The following is a 17,203-nucleotide window of genomic DNA, read 5'->3' as shown; positions in this document are numbered from 1 at the left end:
CACGACCTATTTTGCATATTCAACTGCGCGCATTTCTCGCACAACAGTTACTTTTATATGTCCAGGATATTGAAGCTCTTCTTCAATCTGGTTTTTAATATCTCTTGCGATACGATGTGCTTTTAAATCATCGACTTCTTCAGGCGTCACAATGATTCTAATTTCTCTACCTGCCTGAATCGCAAATGATTTCTCTACACCATCATAGCTTTCAGAAATTTCTTCCAGACGTTCTAAGCGGCGTACATAATTCTCAAGTGTTTCACGTCTGGCACCTGGGCGTGCTGCACTTAATGCATCTGCTGCTGCCACAAGAATAGAAATAATATTGTCTGGTTCCACATCTCCATGATGTGAATGAATTGCGTTAATTACGGTTGGATGTTCACGATATTTCTTCGCAAGATCTACTCCAATTTCAACGTGCGATCCCTCAACTTCATGATCAATCGCTTTTCCAATATCATGTAAAAGTCCCGCACGCTTAGCGAGCGCAACGTCTTGTCCTAGTTCTGCAGCTAACATACCAGAAAGGTGTGCAACTTCTACGGAATGTTTCAGTACATTCTGTCCATAACTCGTACGATATTTCATTCGTCCAAGTATCTTCACGATATCAGGATGCAGATTATGTATACCAAGTTCAAACGTTGCAGCTTCTCCTGCTTCTCGTATGATTTCATCCACAGATTTTCTTGCCTTTTCAACCATTTCTTCAATACGACCTGGATGAATTCTTCCATCAGACACTAAAGATTCAAGCGCTGTTTTCGCAATTTCTCTTCTAATTGGATCAAATCCGGATAAGATGACCGCTTCTGGTGTGTCATCGATGATAAGATCTACACCTGTTAGCGTTTCCAATGTACGAATATTACGACCTTCTCGGCCAATTATTCTACCTTTCATCTCATCATTTGGAAGGTTAATTACAGAAACTGTAGATTCAGAAGTATGTTCAGCAGCCAATCGCTGTACAGTCGTAGCTAGAAGCATTTTCGCTTTTTTATCAATATTCTGCTTTGCTTCCTGCTCTTTCTCTTTTACCATGACTGCAATATCATGCGTCAATTCTTCTTCAACCTGATCAATAATTTCTTGCTTCGCTTCTTCTTGTGTCAGTCCGGAGATGCGTGTTAATTCTTGTTCATGTTGTGCTATGATTCCTTGAACACTTTGCTCTAACGCATCTACATGCTGTTGCTTTTCTTCAATTTTAGATTCTTTTTGTTCTAAAAGATCATCCTTTTTATCTAAAAGGTCACTTTTACGATCTAAGTTTTCTTCTTTTTGAAGGAGTCTTGCTTCTTGTCTCGCTAAGTCTGAACGTCTTTCCTTATAATCTTCTTCCAGACGATCATTACGTCTTTGATATTCTTCCTTCGCTTCAAGAAGCTTCTCTTTCTTAAGACTTTCGGCTTCTTTGTTAGCCTCAGTAACGATAAAATCTGCAGTTGTTCTTGCCTGAATCTGCTGATTTGTTAATACGTTCTTCGCAACAAAATAACCGATTGCAACACCGATTATGATACTAAGCAAAATGAATAAGAGGATAGTTAAGCTCACATAAACACCTCCTTATTTGCTTTTATATATCAATAAAACATTATATGAAGTATATCCATATAAATTAATTGTACGTTTATGAGTTATACTCGTCAAGCTGTCATCCTCATTAAATATATAAATTTACATCATTTTACTCAAATTGTTGTATGAAATTTTAATTTGTTACAAATTTACCATAATATAAATCTGATATTCACTCTCGCATGTAAACTAAGTTCATAATGACGAAAATTTATCTATAAAAAACGAACGATGTTAAAAATAAATAACATCATCCGCTATAAAATCGGGAGAGGCACTACGCTCCTCCCTTAGGCTGTTAACTATTCTAACTCATCGTCGAATAACTTATCTTCTACTGGCACTTCTTCTTTCTGTGCTGACGCCTCTTCTAACGAAGCACCGACACCCATCGCCTTACGAATCTTCTGATCGATTTCGTCACGTACTTCTGGGTTTTCTTTCAGATAAGTCTTAATATTTTCTCGCCCTTGACCAATACGTTCTCCATCATAAGAGTACCATGCCCCTGACTTTTGCAGCACTTCATATTCTGCACCTAAATCAACGATTTCTCCTTCACGAGAAATACCTTTACCGTACATAATATCAACTTCTGCTACTTTAAAAGGAGGTGCAACTTTGTTTTTAACGACCTTAATCTTTGTTCTATTCCCTACAATTTCCTGACCTTGTTTCAATTGTTCTGCACGTCGTACTTCGAGACGCACTGAAGAATAGAATTTAAGCGCACGACCACCTGGAGTCGTTTCTGGATTACCGAACATTACACCAATCTTCTCACGTACTTGGTTGATGAATATTGCAATCGTATTAGACTTAGATATAGAACCTGATAACTTACGTAACGCTTGAGACATAAGACGCGCTTGAAGTCCCATATGCGAGTCTCCCATCTCTCCTTCAATTTCCGCTTTAGGTGTTAAGGCTGCAACTGAATCGACCACAATAATATCTACCGCACCACTTCTGACAAATGCTTCTGCAATTTCCAGTCCTTGTTCACCATGATCGGGTTGAGATAAGTAAAGATTTTCGATATCTACTCCAAGATTCTTAGCATATACCGGATCAAGTGCATGCTCAGCATCAATAAATGCGGCAACTCCACCTTGGCGCTGTACCTCTGCGATAGCATGTAGTGCCACCGTTGTTTTACCTGAACTTTCAGGACCATAAATTTCTATAATACGACCTTTCGGGTAACCACCGACACCAAGTGCACTATCTAATGTAATAGAGCCGCTTGATACTGTAGAGACATTACGGTCAGTACGGTCTCCTAACTTCATTACTGCACCTTTCCCAAATGATTTTTCCATATTTTTAATCACTGTGTCTAATGCTTTTTGTCTTTCACTCATATATATCCTCCTGAAGATCAATTAATGATTGTATATTGAACTATTAAATATTCTTTAGCTGTTATTTACTACATTTAATACTATACGCATTAATGTTAAAAATAGCAAGTAAAATGCGAACGTCTGTTTGTATTTTTTGTGTAATAATTAAAAAATAAGAACGTGTAAGCGTTTTTATTCCAGTGATACTTGAGGAAATTGAAAAATGACACGTTTAAAATTTAATTATTGTAATAAAAAACATTTAGTATTTTTAGTATACTAAATGTCTTTTATGCTACTTTGAATTTTTAAATACATCGCGTCCGTGATAAAAATATTCAATTCCAGATAATACAGTGAAGAATACTGCGACATACATGAGAAGATAGCCACTGTTAAAACCTGTCCACTCTGAAAATGGTTCATTAAGTAACAGTAGTGTCATCGCAAGCATGGTTACTGCAGTTTTAATCTTTCCTAATTGTCCTGCAGCAGAAACGAACCCTTGCTCAATCTGTAAAAGACGCAGTCCAGTAACTGCAAATTCACGTGCAATAATAACGATTGCCACCCATGAAGGTATCGCATCAAGCTCGACTAATGCTATTAGACCGCTTGAAACAAGTAATTTATCTGCTAATGGATCTAGAAATTTTCCCATATTCGTTACGAGCTGCCATTTACGCGCCAAATAGCCATCTATCCAGTCCGTCAGCGAAGCAAAAATAAAAATTAATGCTGCAATAAACTGTTCGATGCGCATTACTTCAGACCCAAGCACAGAAATATCACCCATATTGAAATCTACGAGTAAGAATACTAGGAATATCGGTATTAAAAGTACTCTAGCCACTGTAATTTGATTTGGTATATTCATTTTATTCATCCTAACTCTATTTTTTTGAAACTTTAAAGAAATAAGTTCGCGTGATAAGATTCTCTGCTTCCTTTGGAACCGAAACTTTCTGGTTATTTATATAGATATCTGCTGAAGTAGAATTACCTGAAATAATTGTTACTTCCTTGGCATCCTTATCAATGTTGAAACTCTGTTCTTTAATTTCATTGTATACATAGTTCTTGTTCTTATCATCAAATACCTGTACCCATGTCGGCACCTTAGAAACGATCTTCACGGTCAGGGGTTGCTGTGACTTAACTTCATAGGTTAAATTACTACCATCAAAGTTTTTATATGTCAGACTTGTTTCAGGTTTCACCTGCGTTTTAACAGCTGGTTCGTCAGCCTTTGATATAGTTTCTTGTTTCTTCTCAACAGGGATGTTACGTGAAGGATTGAGAGATGCGGGTTTAAACGTCTCATCTTTATTTGTAAAGAGCAGTTGACTGAGTATCCATATGATGAAAAGAATACCTAAGCTCGCTATAATGATATAAAACAATTTACGCGTTGAATGATCATTCTCTGTAATATGCGTCGCCTTTAAAGTGCCTATTGCTTCTCTAGCCGATTTTTTTTCGACTGGAAGTTCTGATTCATGCTGTTTAATCAATTCTTTCCCATTAAGATTTACACAACGTGCATATTTTTCAATGAAACCTCGTGTATAATCTGGATTTGGCAGGTGTTCGAAATTATTCTTCTCAATCATTTCAATATATTTTTTTTGGATTTTAATTTTCTTTTCAAGGTCGATTAATGTCATACCAAGAGATTCACGTTTAGATCTTAAAATTTGTCCAATTTGTTTCATTAAAGTGCTCCTTTATTAAAAAAATCCAAATTCATCGTTATCAAACAAATTATTTTTAGATAATTGTTCATAAGTAATTTCTTGAGTTTCAGTTTCACGAATCTCAATAATATAATCAAAATCTTCTAATGTATAATCGGTTTTCTGTACAAATAAATCAGGATGTTCAATCACTTTCGTTGCAGGCAGTGCCATCACTTCACGAATTAGATCCAGATGCTCTGGCTTTTGTCTGATTGATAGCGCGCCATCTATAATGTAAATATGACTGTCATCATATTCTCCTTTAAATAAAGAATTACGCACTGTCTGCTTAATCATTGTCGAAGAAATAAATAACCATTTCTTATGTGCACATACACTTGCTGCGACAATAGATTCCGTCTTCCCTACACGCGGCATTCCTCTAATTCCAATCAATCGATGCCCATCCTCTTTAAAGAGCTCTGCCATTAAATCGACCAGTATTCCCAGTTCTTTACGAACAAAGCGAAAAGTATTTTTCTCATGGGTATCTTTCTGTATATACTGCCCATGGCGCACTGCGAGACGATCTGTCAATCTCGGTTCGCGCAGCTTAACGATTTCAATATCATCAAGTTGACTGATAATATGCTCGAATCGTTTTACCTTCTCAACATCATCTGTCTTAATGAGCAGTCCACGCTTTCCCTGGTCAACACCATTAATCGTAATAATGCTGATTCCAAGTGCACCTAGTAAACTTGATACATCTCCTAGAAGACCCGCACGATTAATCACTATCTCATATTCAAGGTACCATTCCTTTTTTAAAGTTTGTTCCATTCGCTTCCTCCTATATATACCAGCCACCATTGATCCGTATTACAGTGCCTGTTGTCGTATGGGCATACTGGTGTAGCAGAGTGCGTACACAATGGCTGATTTCTACCGGCTGTACACATTTTCTTTGAGGAATCTGTTCAATGATGTCCTGCACATCATCTCCAAGTGCATCCGTCATCTTTCCGGCAACGAGGCCCGGTGCAATAATGTTTGCGGTAATGTTTGTTTGTGCATATTCTTTAGCGATAGATTTTATAAAGCCGATTTGTGCCGCTTTGAAACCACTATAGATACTTTCCATGCTACTACCTGTTTCACCCCATATAGAACTAATTACAATAATTCTACCATTATTTCCTTGTAATAAGCCACTAGAAGTATATTGAACGCACTTCACAAGGTTAAAGAAATGAATCGCGTACTGTTCATGAATTTTATCATCTGTGACATCACGAAGTTCTGAAAAATAGGACTTACCAGCAACATAGATTAAACCATCAAGATGTGCTGTCATCCATGTTTCAAAAGGATTCTTTTGTAAAGGAACCGATAAGTCAAGCTGTAAAAAAGAAATTGCCTGTCCAATAAACTGTTCTTTCAACTGCGTAATATCTGCACTAAAGTACTGAGCGATGACTTCATGTCCATCCAATAGCAAATCTCGTGTAATCTGACTGCCGATATCTCCGCTCGCTCCAATAACCATATATTTACCCATTCGGTAGCATCCTGCTATCTGTAATTGAGGCAGATGCTATCGCTGTTTTATACGTTGATATACAGTCCTCGAGTTGTAACTGATTGAGTATCGGTAATAAATCAAAGAGAATGTCTCCATTGAAGAAATAGCGTGTAAACTGATTAGCAATATATTCAGGACTATTCATACTGGAAACATATTCACCTATTGTCTGTTTTATCAGACGTCTAAAGGACGCCTCATCATTCAGCATTTCAAAATGATTCAGCTGTAATAAAATACGTTTCTTCAGTTCTTCAATATTATCAGTTGAACCGGCGATCAATATATGAGAAAAAGTAGGTTCAATAATAAAACTATACCCAAACGTGTCATCGATGAGGTGTTCATCTAGTAGCGATTGATAAAAATCAGTCTGCTCTCCAAATAAAAGATCTAATGCAAAAAGCATTTCCATTTCAATTTTCATATGAGATTCATGTCGATGATGAACATTCGTCTTAATACCAAGCATCAACTTATCCTTTTGTATACTTCCCTTTGATTGGATCATCGGTACATACACATCCGTCGGTTCATCAATCTTCATAAGTTCGGCTGGAACGTATTTATCTCTTTTTGTACCTAAACCATTAACATATTGGTACATTTCCTCGGGTGCTACATCTCCTACGATAAACATAACCATGTTCTCCGGATGATAAAAGGTCTCATAGCATTGATATAAAGTAGTGTCAGTAATTTCAGAGATACTTTCTATCGTACCCGCGATATCATATTTTACGGGATGATGATGATACATCGCATTTAAAGTCTGATAATAGAGCTTATAGTTGGGCTGGTCTTGATACATCTTAATTTCTTCAGCAATGATACCCACTTCTTTGTGCACACTTTCTGGCGTAAAATATGGGGTATCAAGCATATGCATTAGTAGCTTGATATTTTCTTTGAGACTTTCGACAGTCGTAAACAAATAGCTCGTTCGGTCATACGATGTAAATGCATTAGCAGAACTGCCATGCTCAGAAAATTCATTGAACATGTCTCCGTCCTCTTTTTCAAACATCTTATGTTCAAGAAAATGTGCAATCCCTTTTGGCATATGTATCAACTGGTCATCGAGATAAAAATCATTATGTATAGAACCATATTTAGCAGTTAAAGTAACATAGGACTTTTTAAACCCTTTTTTAGGTATGATAAATAAATCAAGACCATTATCAAGCTGATATTCATAAAGTGATTCATCTATAGAACGATAGTATGTTTTCTTCATTATTGCACCTCACTCACTAGACAATATATTGTGTGAAAACATCCAGTTTTCGCTAAATCTATGATGTCAGCCTTTGTCACAGCTTGAATGCCTTCAATCCATTCTTCCTGTGATATTTCAGACCCAAATGTATTAGAAAAACTTGTTTCCACAAATCCTTTCGGACGATCCGTTGACTCAAGTCGGCTGTTGATAATCAGTCTTTTTGACAAATCTACCATCTTTTCTTCAATCTCACCACTTTTTATCATTTCAAATTGGTTTTGAATCGTTTCGATTGCACGTGCTTTATTTTGCTGATTTACACCTGCAAGTACATACAGCAATCCACTGCGCGCATCAATCTGGCTATGTATTTGATAAGCTAGACTCAATTTTTCTCTAACGTTCATAAAGAGCATACTGGACGCATCTCCACCAAAGAGATGATTCAATACGATAAAGCTGAAGTACGATCTGTCTGGATGATGCACTTCAAACTTCATACCTATATTAAGCCGCGCTTGTGTGGTATCGATTGTTTCCTCAACATAATTTGTCTCTTTATTCGATGCAGGTCTGCTGTCATTTAAAGTTACCGTTGAAGAATTGAGCTGTATATATTTTTCATAAAGTGATTCAATTTCTTCTGAGTCGATTTCACCTACTGCATAGAAATAAATTTCATCTTCTTGTTTCATCTTCTGAAAGGTTTGATACAACGCTCTGCCATCAATATTGTCCAGTTGATGCTCATCGCCAAAGCTTGGTAGTCGGTTCGGGTCCTCCGGAAACATTGTGTGCAGCAACTGATAAAATCCATATTGCCCAATATTTTCTTTTATCGCCAAAAATTTATTCTTTAATAAGCGTTTTTCTTGATTCACAAGCCGTGTATTAAAAGCCTGATTCTGCACATTCGGGAAGTATAGTACTTCGTGTAATAATTTAAAAGCTTCTTCAAGTAAGTTTGTATCTGTTAAATATTTATCGTTAACAATATCTATACCTAAAGTGATGACATGTGCATTGTTCTGTTTTAAAACAGAGCTGTATAAATTTGCCCCATACAGTTCTGATAGATGATTCATCATCTCTATTTCTGTAGGATACTTCTGTGAAGTTTTCTGCATTAACTTTGATAACACACTTCTTGCAGTCATTGTAGATTCATCAAGCGGTGCTTTAAATTTAATTACGAGCGATATCGTCTTAAATTGAGAAGTATTTAAATAATTAATGTGATGTGACATGTGATTCACCTAATCTTTCTTTGTACGTCTTATTTTAAACTTGACTTGACTCGATTTAAAATAATTCATCGAATAAAGTACAGGATCATGATTATCGTTATAATGAATCTGTTTGAAAAGGAGTAAACTATCATCAGGCGCACAATCCAGCGCATTAGAAATATACGGCTCATAGCCGATTGATTCTATCTCAGTCGTAGCATAGCTGATGGCTAACCCTGCATCCATAAGTGCATCAAATAATGACCGTGAATTGATGCCGCTATCCATTTCAAAGTTCATCATATCAATTTTATCCAGACAATAAACAACCGGGGTTTCATCGGCAGTACGAATACGCTCGATAACTGTCACTTTTCGATCATCATCTATACGCAGCACACTTTTATCATCTAGCGACGGTTGTTCAATGTCTTGGCTGATAATGAGGGTGCCGGCTACGTAACCTGCTTCTTCAATCATAGAAGTAATACTCTTTAGTTCATCAACCGGATAGTTGAATGGGGGCTTCTCTTTGACAAAATAACCTTCCTGAAAGTGTTCAGTTATAATTTGCTCAGTTATAAGTTCATGAAATGCGAGTTCAATAGCATCACGTGATATATTTAACTGTCTTGAAATCTCATATTGAGAGGGTATCGGTTTATGACTATTGAAATCTCCAGAATATATCTTTGATAGAATCCAGTCCTTCGTATAGACAACTTCATGATTTACAGACAATATTACCGCTCCTATTCTTCATTTTGTTCTATTAAAACATTTCTTGGTTTACTTCCCGTAGCGGGACCAATTACTCCGTTTGCTTCCAGTTCATCAATTAAACGTGCCGCTCTATTGTATCCAATTCTAAACTGTCTCTGCAGTAAACTGGCTGAAGCTTTCTGTTTTTCGATTACAAATGCATATACTTCCTGATAAAGTTCATCTTCTGAATTAGCTTCGCTTTCTTTTACGTCTGTAGGCGTCATCTCTTCAACGTAATTTGCAGACTGCTGTCTTGTAACAAACTGAACGATAGCTTCTACTTCAGCATCAGATAAGAAAGCCCCTTGTATACGCGTCGGTTTAGATTGTCCATAAGGTAAATATAACATATCTCCTTTACCGAGCAGTTTCTCTGCACCTTGACTGTCCAGAATCGTCCTTGAATCAACAGCACTACTTACACTAAACGCAATTCGCGAAGGAATATTTGCTTTAATTAAACCTGTGATTACATCTACAGATGGGCGCTGAGTAGCGATGATCAGATGAATCCCCGCCGCACGTGCCATCTGTGCTAGTCGCATAATGGCTGCTTCTACATCTTTACTTGCCACCATCATCAAATCAGCTAGTTCGTCAACAATGACTACTATATATGGAAGCTTCGCATTCTTTTCGTTCATCTCCTGATTCTGTCTTTCAAGATACGCATTATATCCTTTTATATTTCGTGTACCAGTATGGCTGAATAAATCGTAACGACGTTCCATCTCACCAACAATCTTCTGCAGCGCCTGAGCAGCTTTCTGAGGATTCGTGACCACTGGCGTCAGTAGATGCGGTATACCATTATAGACGTTTAATTCGACCATCTTAGGATCGATCATCATCAGCTTCACTTCGTGAGGCTTCGCATTCATAAGTATACTTGTAATTATACCATTAATACACACCGACTTACCGCTTCCGGTTGCACCAGCCACAAGTAAATGCGGCATCTTGTCAAGTTCTGCAGTGATCGCTTCTCCTGAGATATCTCTTCCAAGCACAACTTTCAGCTTATTATCGTTTACAGGAGATGCTTCCAGCACTTCTCGTAACGTGACCATAGAGACCGACTGATTCGGGACTTCTATACCAACTGCCGATTTGCCAGGTATCGGCGCTTCTATACGGATATCTTTTGCAGCAAGTGCGAGCGCGATATCGTTATGTAAATTGACGATGCGACTGACTTTAACTCCCATAGCAGGCTGTACTTCATATTGGGTAACAGCGGGTCCAATCCTAATTTGACTCACCTTTGCATTGACCCCAAAATTCTTTAAAGTCATTTCTAAAAGTTGTCCACGTTTTTTTACGTTCTGCATATTGTTCTTTGCTTTTTCAGCAGCAGGATGTAATAAAGTAATCGGTGGGAGCTTATAATTCGGATTCTCATCTTCTGTTGTTGCACTTGTATGTTCCACTGTTTCAAGATCCATATTACCCATCTTAGATGGTACATCTTTACTTGTACTTATAAACGCTTCAGCTTCCACAAGATCTTCATTGTTATCAAATTGCTCTACACTGTCATAAATTGGGATATCCTCAGCATCTTGAGTAAGTACAGGGAGGTCAGACACATCGATGACCTCATTTTGTTGTGTGTTCCTGTCCTTTTTTGCATAGTCTGTAACTTTAGCCATTAACAGGCGTAGATATTTCATGAGCCACAGGAATGTTTTTTCGGCAGCAAGACGAATAGATCTTCCAAGAATCAGCAATGTACTGATGGTTATCATCAGTAGCGATAATAAAAGTGAGCCAAATGTACTGATTAATGTACTGAACACCATATCATACAGATAACCTATGATACCGCCACCAAAAAAATGAATACCTGAATGAGATTGAAGCTCATAAATTGAATTAAATAACGGCACAATGGGCTTACCATTTAACATATGCTCTATAACCTGTAAAAATGAAGGTAGCGCTACAAGCATCAATAACCAGCCATTAACGCGACGATTCAGTGGTATCATCTTTTGATTGACGGTGTAGTATATCGTCACTAAAAGAATCAGTATGTACGCATAAAACCGTGCACTACCCGTAAAGTATGTAAATAGACTGTCAATGCCTACGCCAATGATTCCAAATTGAAATATGGCGGCAAAGATAAGTCCAATAATCAAAAGAGCAATCAAATAACGATAGGGTATATTATCCTTCTTCTTTGTATTACGTTTTTTCTTACGTGTTTTCTTCTTAATAGCCATACTGACACCTACCTTACTAAATAAATAAACAAGCTATTAATAGCTTGTTTATTTATAATTTAAATTTCTGAAATTACAGGAATGATCATCGGACGGCGTTTCGTATGTTCATAGAGCAGCTTGCTCAGCTTATCACGCATTTCCTGCTTAATTTCAGCCCATTCAATTTTATTTTTAGTCAAACCATCCTCTACAATAGCTCTAACCTTTTCTTCAGCTTCTTTGAGAAGATCCTCACTCTCACGTACATAAACAAATCCTCTTGACTGAATTTGAGGTCCTGCAGCGATGGTACGATTTTTTGGATCGATCGTTACGACAGCAATAAATATACCATCTTCACTCAGAAGGCGTCGGTCTCTTAATACGATATTGCCGACATCTCCAACACCAATACCATCAATCAAGACATTACCTGCTGTTACCTTTTCGTTCGCAAGCATATACTCACCGTCAAAGTTCAGACAGTCCCCCTTTTCTAATAAGAAGATATGTTCAGGCAGTACACCTGCTTCAGCAGCAAGCTTCGCATGAGCAATCTGCATCTTAAATTCACCTTGAACTGGAACAAAGTAAGTAGGTTTCATTAAGTTGAGCATCAGTTTAAGCTCTTCCATACATCCATGTCCAGAAGCATGAATCTTCTTATTAGTTGGTATGACTTTCGCACCTGCTTTAACAAGATGATTAATTGTAGAGCCTAATATGACTTCCATATTAGATGAAGGTGTCGTCGTAATAAATACTGTATCTCCTTCTTCTATATTCAGTATATTATGTCTATTGAGCGCCATCTGTGCAAGTGCCTCTATCGGTTCACCTTGAGTACCAGTCGAAATAATGATGACTTCATTCTTAGGATACTTCTCCACATCTTTGATTGGTATCAGCAATTGTTCTTTTATATCAAAGTATCCCAGCTTACGTGCCGTATTAAACGAACTTTCTAATGATTTACCTAGAAATGATACTTTTCGGTTATTTCTAGCTGCACTGTTTAATACTTGCTGTATTCTAATGAAGTTCGATGCGTAGCAGGAAACAATGATACGTCCATTTGCTTTTGCAAATTCGTCATTGATATGACTTTCAATGACATTTTCAGGTGTATTGTAACCCGGTTTCTCAGCTTCTGTGGAATCACTGATCAGCATAAGTACACCGTTATCACCAATTTGCCCCATCTTTGTAATATCTGGTCTATAACTTCCGGATAAACTTTGATCAAACTTAAATTCACCAGTATAAACAATTGCACCATGTGATGTATGAATCACGATACCAAGGCTATCTGGAATACTGTGTGACGTACTGAAAAATGATACGTTCACATTTTTAAAACGCATAATCGAGTCATTATTTACAGTATAGTACTTAATCTTCTTATTTATATTTTCTTCTTTCATTCGGTCTTTAACAAGTGCAATCGTCAGACGTGATCCATAGATAGGTGCATCAATCTGATTCATAATGTACTTTAAAGCTCCAATTGCATCAACATGTCCATGCGAAAGGAATATTCCTTTTAATTTCGCCTTATTTTCAATGACATAGTTGATATCTGGTATAACTACGTCTATTCCAAGCATCTCATCTTCAGGAAACATAAGTCCTGCATCAAGCATAAACATTTCATCGTCTACTTCAACGATGTACATGTTCTTTGCTATTTCACCTACACCACCAAGGGGTGTCATCTTTATATGTTCATTATCTTTTTTTACTAGATTCAAAATAGTTCCTCCTAAATTCTACCCGTTCAATTCATACTTCTTATATTATAAGCTAAATATAGACAATTTAACAATAAAAAATGCGTAAGCCTCTATAATAAGGCTTACGCACATCTGCTATTATTTTTCTAATTCCATCTTAAATTCGCCACCAGCTACTGTATAGTGCTTTAATGTTAGCCCTTCAGATGCATAGCGATCTGTATCCCCTTTATAAAGTACAAGCTGCACAGGTGCATTTGTTGTCTCAACTTGTTTGAACGCTAATCCCACATCTTCGCTTGTCGTTGACACATGTACAGTTTCATCTTCAATTCTAAAACGTCCTTCTGCTTCAATTTCTGAACCATTCACCTGAATTTTATCAAATACCATAGTTACATCTCCTTGTTATATAGTCATCCATATTATACATTTTTAGCAAGGATTAATCTATAGAAACCTAGTATATTCGGTAACTTGCATACGCTTTCTTAAAAACCTGCAGCGCTTCATTTACCTCTTCTAATGTAACAGCCATTATTTTTTCTTCCAGTTCATGTATATCATATATCTTATTGTAAAGCAGTATGCTCTTACCCATATGCTCCATAATGGACCCATCATAATCTAGATTCATATATAAATTTGTTACAAGATAATGTTTCGTTTTTAAAAGCAACGATTCTTCAATACCTGCTGCAAGCTGCTTGTGTATAAGATGAATCTCTGCCATACATCGTTCTATGTTTTTTGCGTCAGTAGCGAAGTATGTATAAAGAATCCCACCTTCTTCATAAGCATCGACCGATGAATATAATGCATAGCATAACCCTAGTGCTTCCCTTAACCTTCTGAATAGCAAACTCGTCATACTGCCACCATAGATATTATTTATAATCTCATAGCATGTATTTTTTTCATCCAGATAGCTGATCCCTCTATGCGCCAGTATAACATGTGCTTGTTCCATACTTTCTTTATGATGCGTAAGATGAATCGTGTTCATTTTAAATCTTTTCAGTGGGCGTATCACTTTGTGAACAGAGTTAAATTGCTCAAAGTAATCCTTAATAAAATGATAATCAGTTCCAACGTACGACAAGATCATATTATCTGGCTGATAAAATTTATGATAAAACGCTTGAAGCATTGTCTGAGTAATATTATTAACACTGTCAGCCGTACCAAGAATCGGTGTGTTAAATGCAGTGCCTTCAAGTAACGCGCTTTCGAACTGCTCAAATGCACGTTCTTCATCATCATCTTCGATCATCTTTATCTCTTCTAGAATGACCTGACGTTCTTTTTCAAGTTCATCATTCGGGAATGTAGCACAGAACACCATTTCTTTCAGCAATTCAATGGCAACACGTTCAAATCGCTTTAACGTCTTAATCGAATAACATGTATATGTCTTAGTCGTATAGGCATTGACTTCTCCACCAATTGCATCAATTTTATCTGATAATGCTTGAAATGGAAACTGCTCCGTTCCTTTAAACACCATATGTTCAATAAAATGTGCGATACCTGCTGGATACCCTGCCTCATCCGATGTGCCCACTTTAATGTAAAGTCCAATATGAACGACCTCTAATTTTGTTTCGTGATATGCAAATGTCATATCATTCTTAAGTTTAATATGCTCCAAATAATCTCCTCACTGACAAATCAAATAAAAAGGTGAGACATATCGCCTCACCTTAATAATCTACTTTTCTTCTGATGCTTTCTTCTCTTCTTCTAACAGCACTTTACGTGATGCATTTACGCGACCTTGTTTATCAATCTCAGTGACTTTCACCAAGAACTGATCACCAAGCTTCACAACATCTTCTACTTTGTTTATACGTTCTAAAGCAATTTGCGAGATATGTACGAGCGCATCTTTACCTGGGAAGATTTCAACAAATGCACCGAACTTCTCGATACGTTTTACTGTTGCCATATAAATTTGGCCAACCTCAGCTTCACGTACAATATTTTCGATCAACTTCTTCGCCTCTTCTATCATTGATGCATCACTTGAACCGATGAAGACTGTACCATCTTGTTCAATATCAAGTTTAACTCCTGTTGCATCGATAATTTCGTTAATTTTCTTACCACCTGGTCCGATAACATCACGAATCTTATCAGGATTAATATGAATAATTTCAATTTTAGGTGCGTATTGGCTAAGTTCTGCTCTTGGTTCAGAAATTGTAGATAACATATGTTCCATAATATGCAGACGACCTACTCGCGCCTGCTCTAATGCTTCACGTAAGATATCTTCTGTTAACCCGTTAATCTTAATGTCCATCTGTATTGCTGTGATACCTTCTTTTGTCCCTGCAACTTTAAAGTCCATATCACCAAGTGCGTCTTCCATACCTTGAATATCAGATAGAATCGTATAATTATCATCTTTTGTTACAAGACCCATTGCAATACCCGCAACTGGTGCTTTAATTGGTACACCAGCATCCATCAAGGCGAGCGTAGAACCACAGATTGATGCTTGTGAACTCGAACCATTTGATTCTAAAACTTCAGATACAACACGAATTGTATATGGGAATTCTTTTTCATCTGGAATGACTTGCAATAGCGCACGTTCACCTAGTGCACCATGACCAATTTCACGACGACCTGGTGCACGAATTGGTCCTGTCTCACCTACAGAGAAATTCGGGAAGTTATAGTGATGCATGTAACGTTTCTCTTCTTCTACACCAAGACCATCGATAATCTGATGTTCACCTAATGCACCTAATGTTGCTACAGATAGGGCTTGAGTCTGTCCACGTGTAAATAGACCAGATCCATGTACACGAGGTAAAATGCCGACTTCTGAATCAAGCGGGCGAATTTCGTCTGGGCGACGTCCATCCGGACGCACTTTTTCTTCTGTGATAAGACGACGCACTTCTTCTTTAATCAGTGCATCGAACTTCTTGTTCACTGCAGTGATAACAGCTTCACCTTCACCTTCAAAAGCTTCGATGACCTTTAATTTGATTGCTGTAATATTTTCTTCACGTGCAAGCTTCTCCTGAGTTTGAATCGCCTGAGATAGTCCAAAGCTTTCTGATAATTGCTCTACCTTCGATTCTAAGGCTGTATCCGTTTCAACAGGTACAAACCTAGACTTTACAGGTTGTATCTCATCAATGATCGATTGCTGGAATTCAACAAGTTTCTTAATTTCAGCATGACCGAACATGATTGCTTCAAGCATCTTATCTTCCGCTACTTCTTTCGCACCCGCTTCAACCATGTTGACCGCATCAAAGTGACCTGCAACTTGTAAGTCCAGAACAGAAACTTCACGCTGCTGAACATTAGGATTTATGATGAGTTCTCCATCAACTAAACCTACGTTCACACCTGCGATTGGTCCTTCAAATGGAATATCTGAAACCGAAAGTGCCATAGATGAACCGATCATCGCTGCCATTTCAGGTGAATTATCTGGGTCTACACTCATAACCATAGAAATGACCTGAATATCATGACGGTAACCTTTTGGGAATAATGGACGAATCGGGCGGTCAATCAATCGTGAGGTCAAAGTAGCATCCTCACCTGGACGGCCTTCACGTTTGTTGAATCCTCCAGGTATCTTACCTGCCGCATATAATTTCTCTTCATAATTGACCATTAATGGGAAGAAGTCCACATCTCTAGGTTCTTTACTTGCTGTCGCCGTTGATAATACTACCGTATCCCCGTAGCGTACGAGTACTGCACCATTTGCTTGCTTTGCTAACTGGCCAGTTTCAATAATTAATGGACGACCTGCCCATTCTGTTTTAAAAACTTTCTTTTCTTGAGACATGTATGTATCTCCTCTCTCACA

14 protein-coding genes are annotated in these 17,203 nt (G+C 37.5%); all 14 read right to left on the bottom strand.

Features of this window, described 5'->3' with window-relative positions; all coding sequences use genetic code 11:
* Positions 1-6: 6 nt before the first annotated feature.
* The gene (rny, locus tag ACZ2V4_RS00810; RefSeq protein WP_219494695.1) at positions 7-1,566 is read right to left on the bottom strand and encodes a ribonuclease Y; all 1,560 of its coding nucleotides are present in this window, start codon (positions 1,564-1,566) and stop codon (positions 7-9) included.
* A gap of 326 nt (positions 1,567-1,892) precedes the next feature.
* Positions 1,893-2,954, bottom strand: a complete 1,062-nt coding sequence (gene recA, locus ACZ2V4_RS00805) for a recombinase RecA (RefSeq protein WP_219494694.1) — start codon at positions 2,952-2,954, stop codon at positions 1,893-1,895.
* Positions 2,955-3,231: 277 nt separating this feature from the next.
* Positions 3,232-3,813, bottom strand: coding sequence for a CDP-diacylglycerol--glycerol-3-phosphate 3-phosphatidyltransferase (gene pgsA / locus ACZ2V4_RS00800; RefSeq protein WP_219494693.1), 582 nt, complete (start codon positions 3,811-3,813; stop codon positions 3,232-3,234).
* Positions 3,814-3,829: 16 nt separating this feature from the next.
* Positions 3,830-4,651, bottom strand: a complete 822-nt coding sequence (locus tag ACZ2V4_RS00795; RefSeq protein WP_219494692.1) for a helix-turn-helix domain-containing protein — start codon at positions 4,649-4,651, stop codon at positions 3,830-3,832.
* A gap of 15 nt (positions 4,652-4,666) precedes the next feature.
* Positions 4,667-5,458: a YmfK family protein gene (locus tag ACZ2V4_RS00790; RefSeq protein ID WP_219494691.1), complete on the bottom strand. Its 792-nt coding sequence runs from the start codon at positions 5,456-5,458 to the stop codon at positions 4,667-4,669.
* A gap of 10 nt (positions 5,459-5,468) precedes the next feature.
* On the bottom strand, positions 5,469-6,176 hold the full coding sequence (locus ACZ2V4_RS00785) for an SDR family NAD(P)-dependent oxidoreductase (protein ID WP_219494690.1): 708 nt from the start codon (positions 6,174-6,176) through the stop codon (positions 5,469-5,471).
* Positions 6,169-7,437 carry an EF-P 5-aminopentanol modification-associated protein YfmH gene (gene yfmH, locus ACZ2V4_RS00780; protein ID WP_219494689.1) on the bottom strand — a complete coding sequence of 423 codons (1,269 nt, stop codon included), beginning with the start codon at positions 7,435-7,437 and terminating at the stop codon, positions 6,169-6,171. Before yfmH ends, ACZ2V4_RS00785 begins: the two co-directional genes overlap by 8 nt.
* Entirely contained in the window at positions 7,437-8,669 is a 1,233-nt protein-coding gene (yfmF, locus tag ACZ2V4_RS00775) for an EF-P 5-aminopentanol modification-associated protein YfmF (protein ID WP_419895565.1), read from the bottom strand. Before yfmF ends, yfmH begins: the two co-directional genes overlap by 1 nt.
* A 9-nt stretch (positions 8,670-8,678) precedes the next feature.
* A complete protein-coding gene (locus tag ACZ2V4_RS00770; RefSeq protein ID WP_413475280.1) occupies positions 8,679-9,392 on the bottom strand; it encodes a GntR family transcriptional regulator in 714 nt (237 codons plus the stop codon).
* A gap of 11 nt (positions 9,393-9,403) precedes the next feature.
* A complete protein-coding gene (locus ACZ2V4_RS00765; protein WP_490514370.1) occupies positions 9,404-11,644 on the bottom strand; it encodes an FtsK/SpoIIIE family DNA translocase in 2,241 nt (746 codons plus the stop codon).
* Positions 11,645-11,703: 59 nt separating this feature from the next.
* Positions 11,704-13,377 (bottom strand): ribonuclease J2, encoded by a 1,674-nt coding sequence (gene rnjB / locus ACZ2V4_RS00760; protein WP_490514369.1) that lies wholly within the window; start codon positions 13,375-13,377, stop codon positions 11,704-11,706.
* Between the two features lie 120 nt (positions 13,378-13,497).
* Entirely contained in the window at positions 13,498-13,752 is a 255-nt protein-coding gene (locus ACZ2V4_RS00755; protein ID WP_219494685.1) for a hypothetical protein, read from the bottom strand.
* A 67-nt stretch (positions 13,753-13,819) separates the two neighbouring features.
* Positions 13,820-15,010: a M16 family metallopeptidase gene (locus tag ACZ2V4_RS00750; protein ID WP_490514368.1), complete on the bottom strand. Its 1,191-nt coding sequence runs from the start codon at positions 15,008-15,010 to the stop codon at positions 13,820-13,822.
* A 60-nt stretch (positions 15,011-15,070) separates the two neighbouring features.
* Positions 15,071-17,182, bottom strand: a complete 2,112-nt coding sequence (gene pnp, locus ACZ2V4_RS00745) for a polyribonucleotide nucleotidyltransferase (protein WP_219494683.1) — start codon at positions 17,180-17,182, stop codon at positions 15,071-15,073.
* Positions 17,183-17,203: the final 21 nt, after the last annotated feature.

It is taken from the genome of Macrococcus sp. CoH-51_TC_04 (assembly GCF_058188655.1).
Note: the sequence above shows the minus strand (reverse complement) of the source record. Positions and strands in the feature narration are given on the sequence as shown.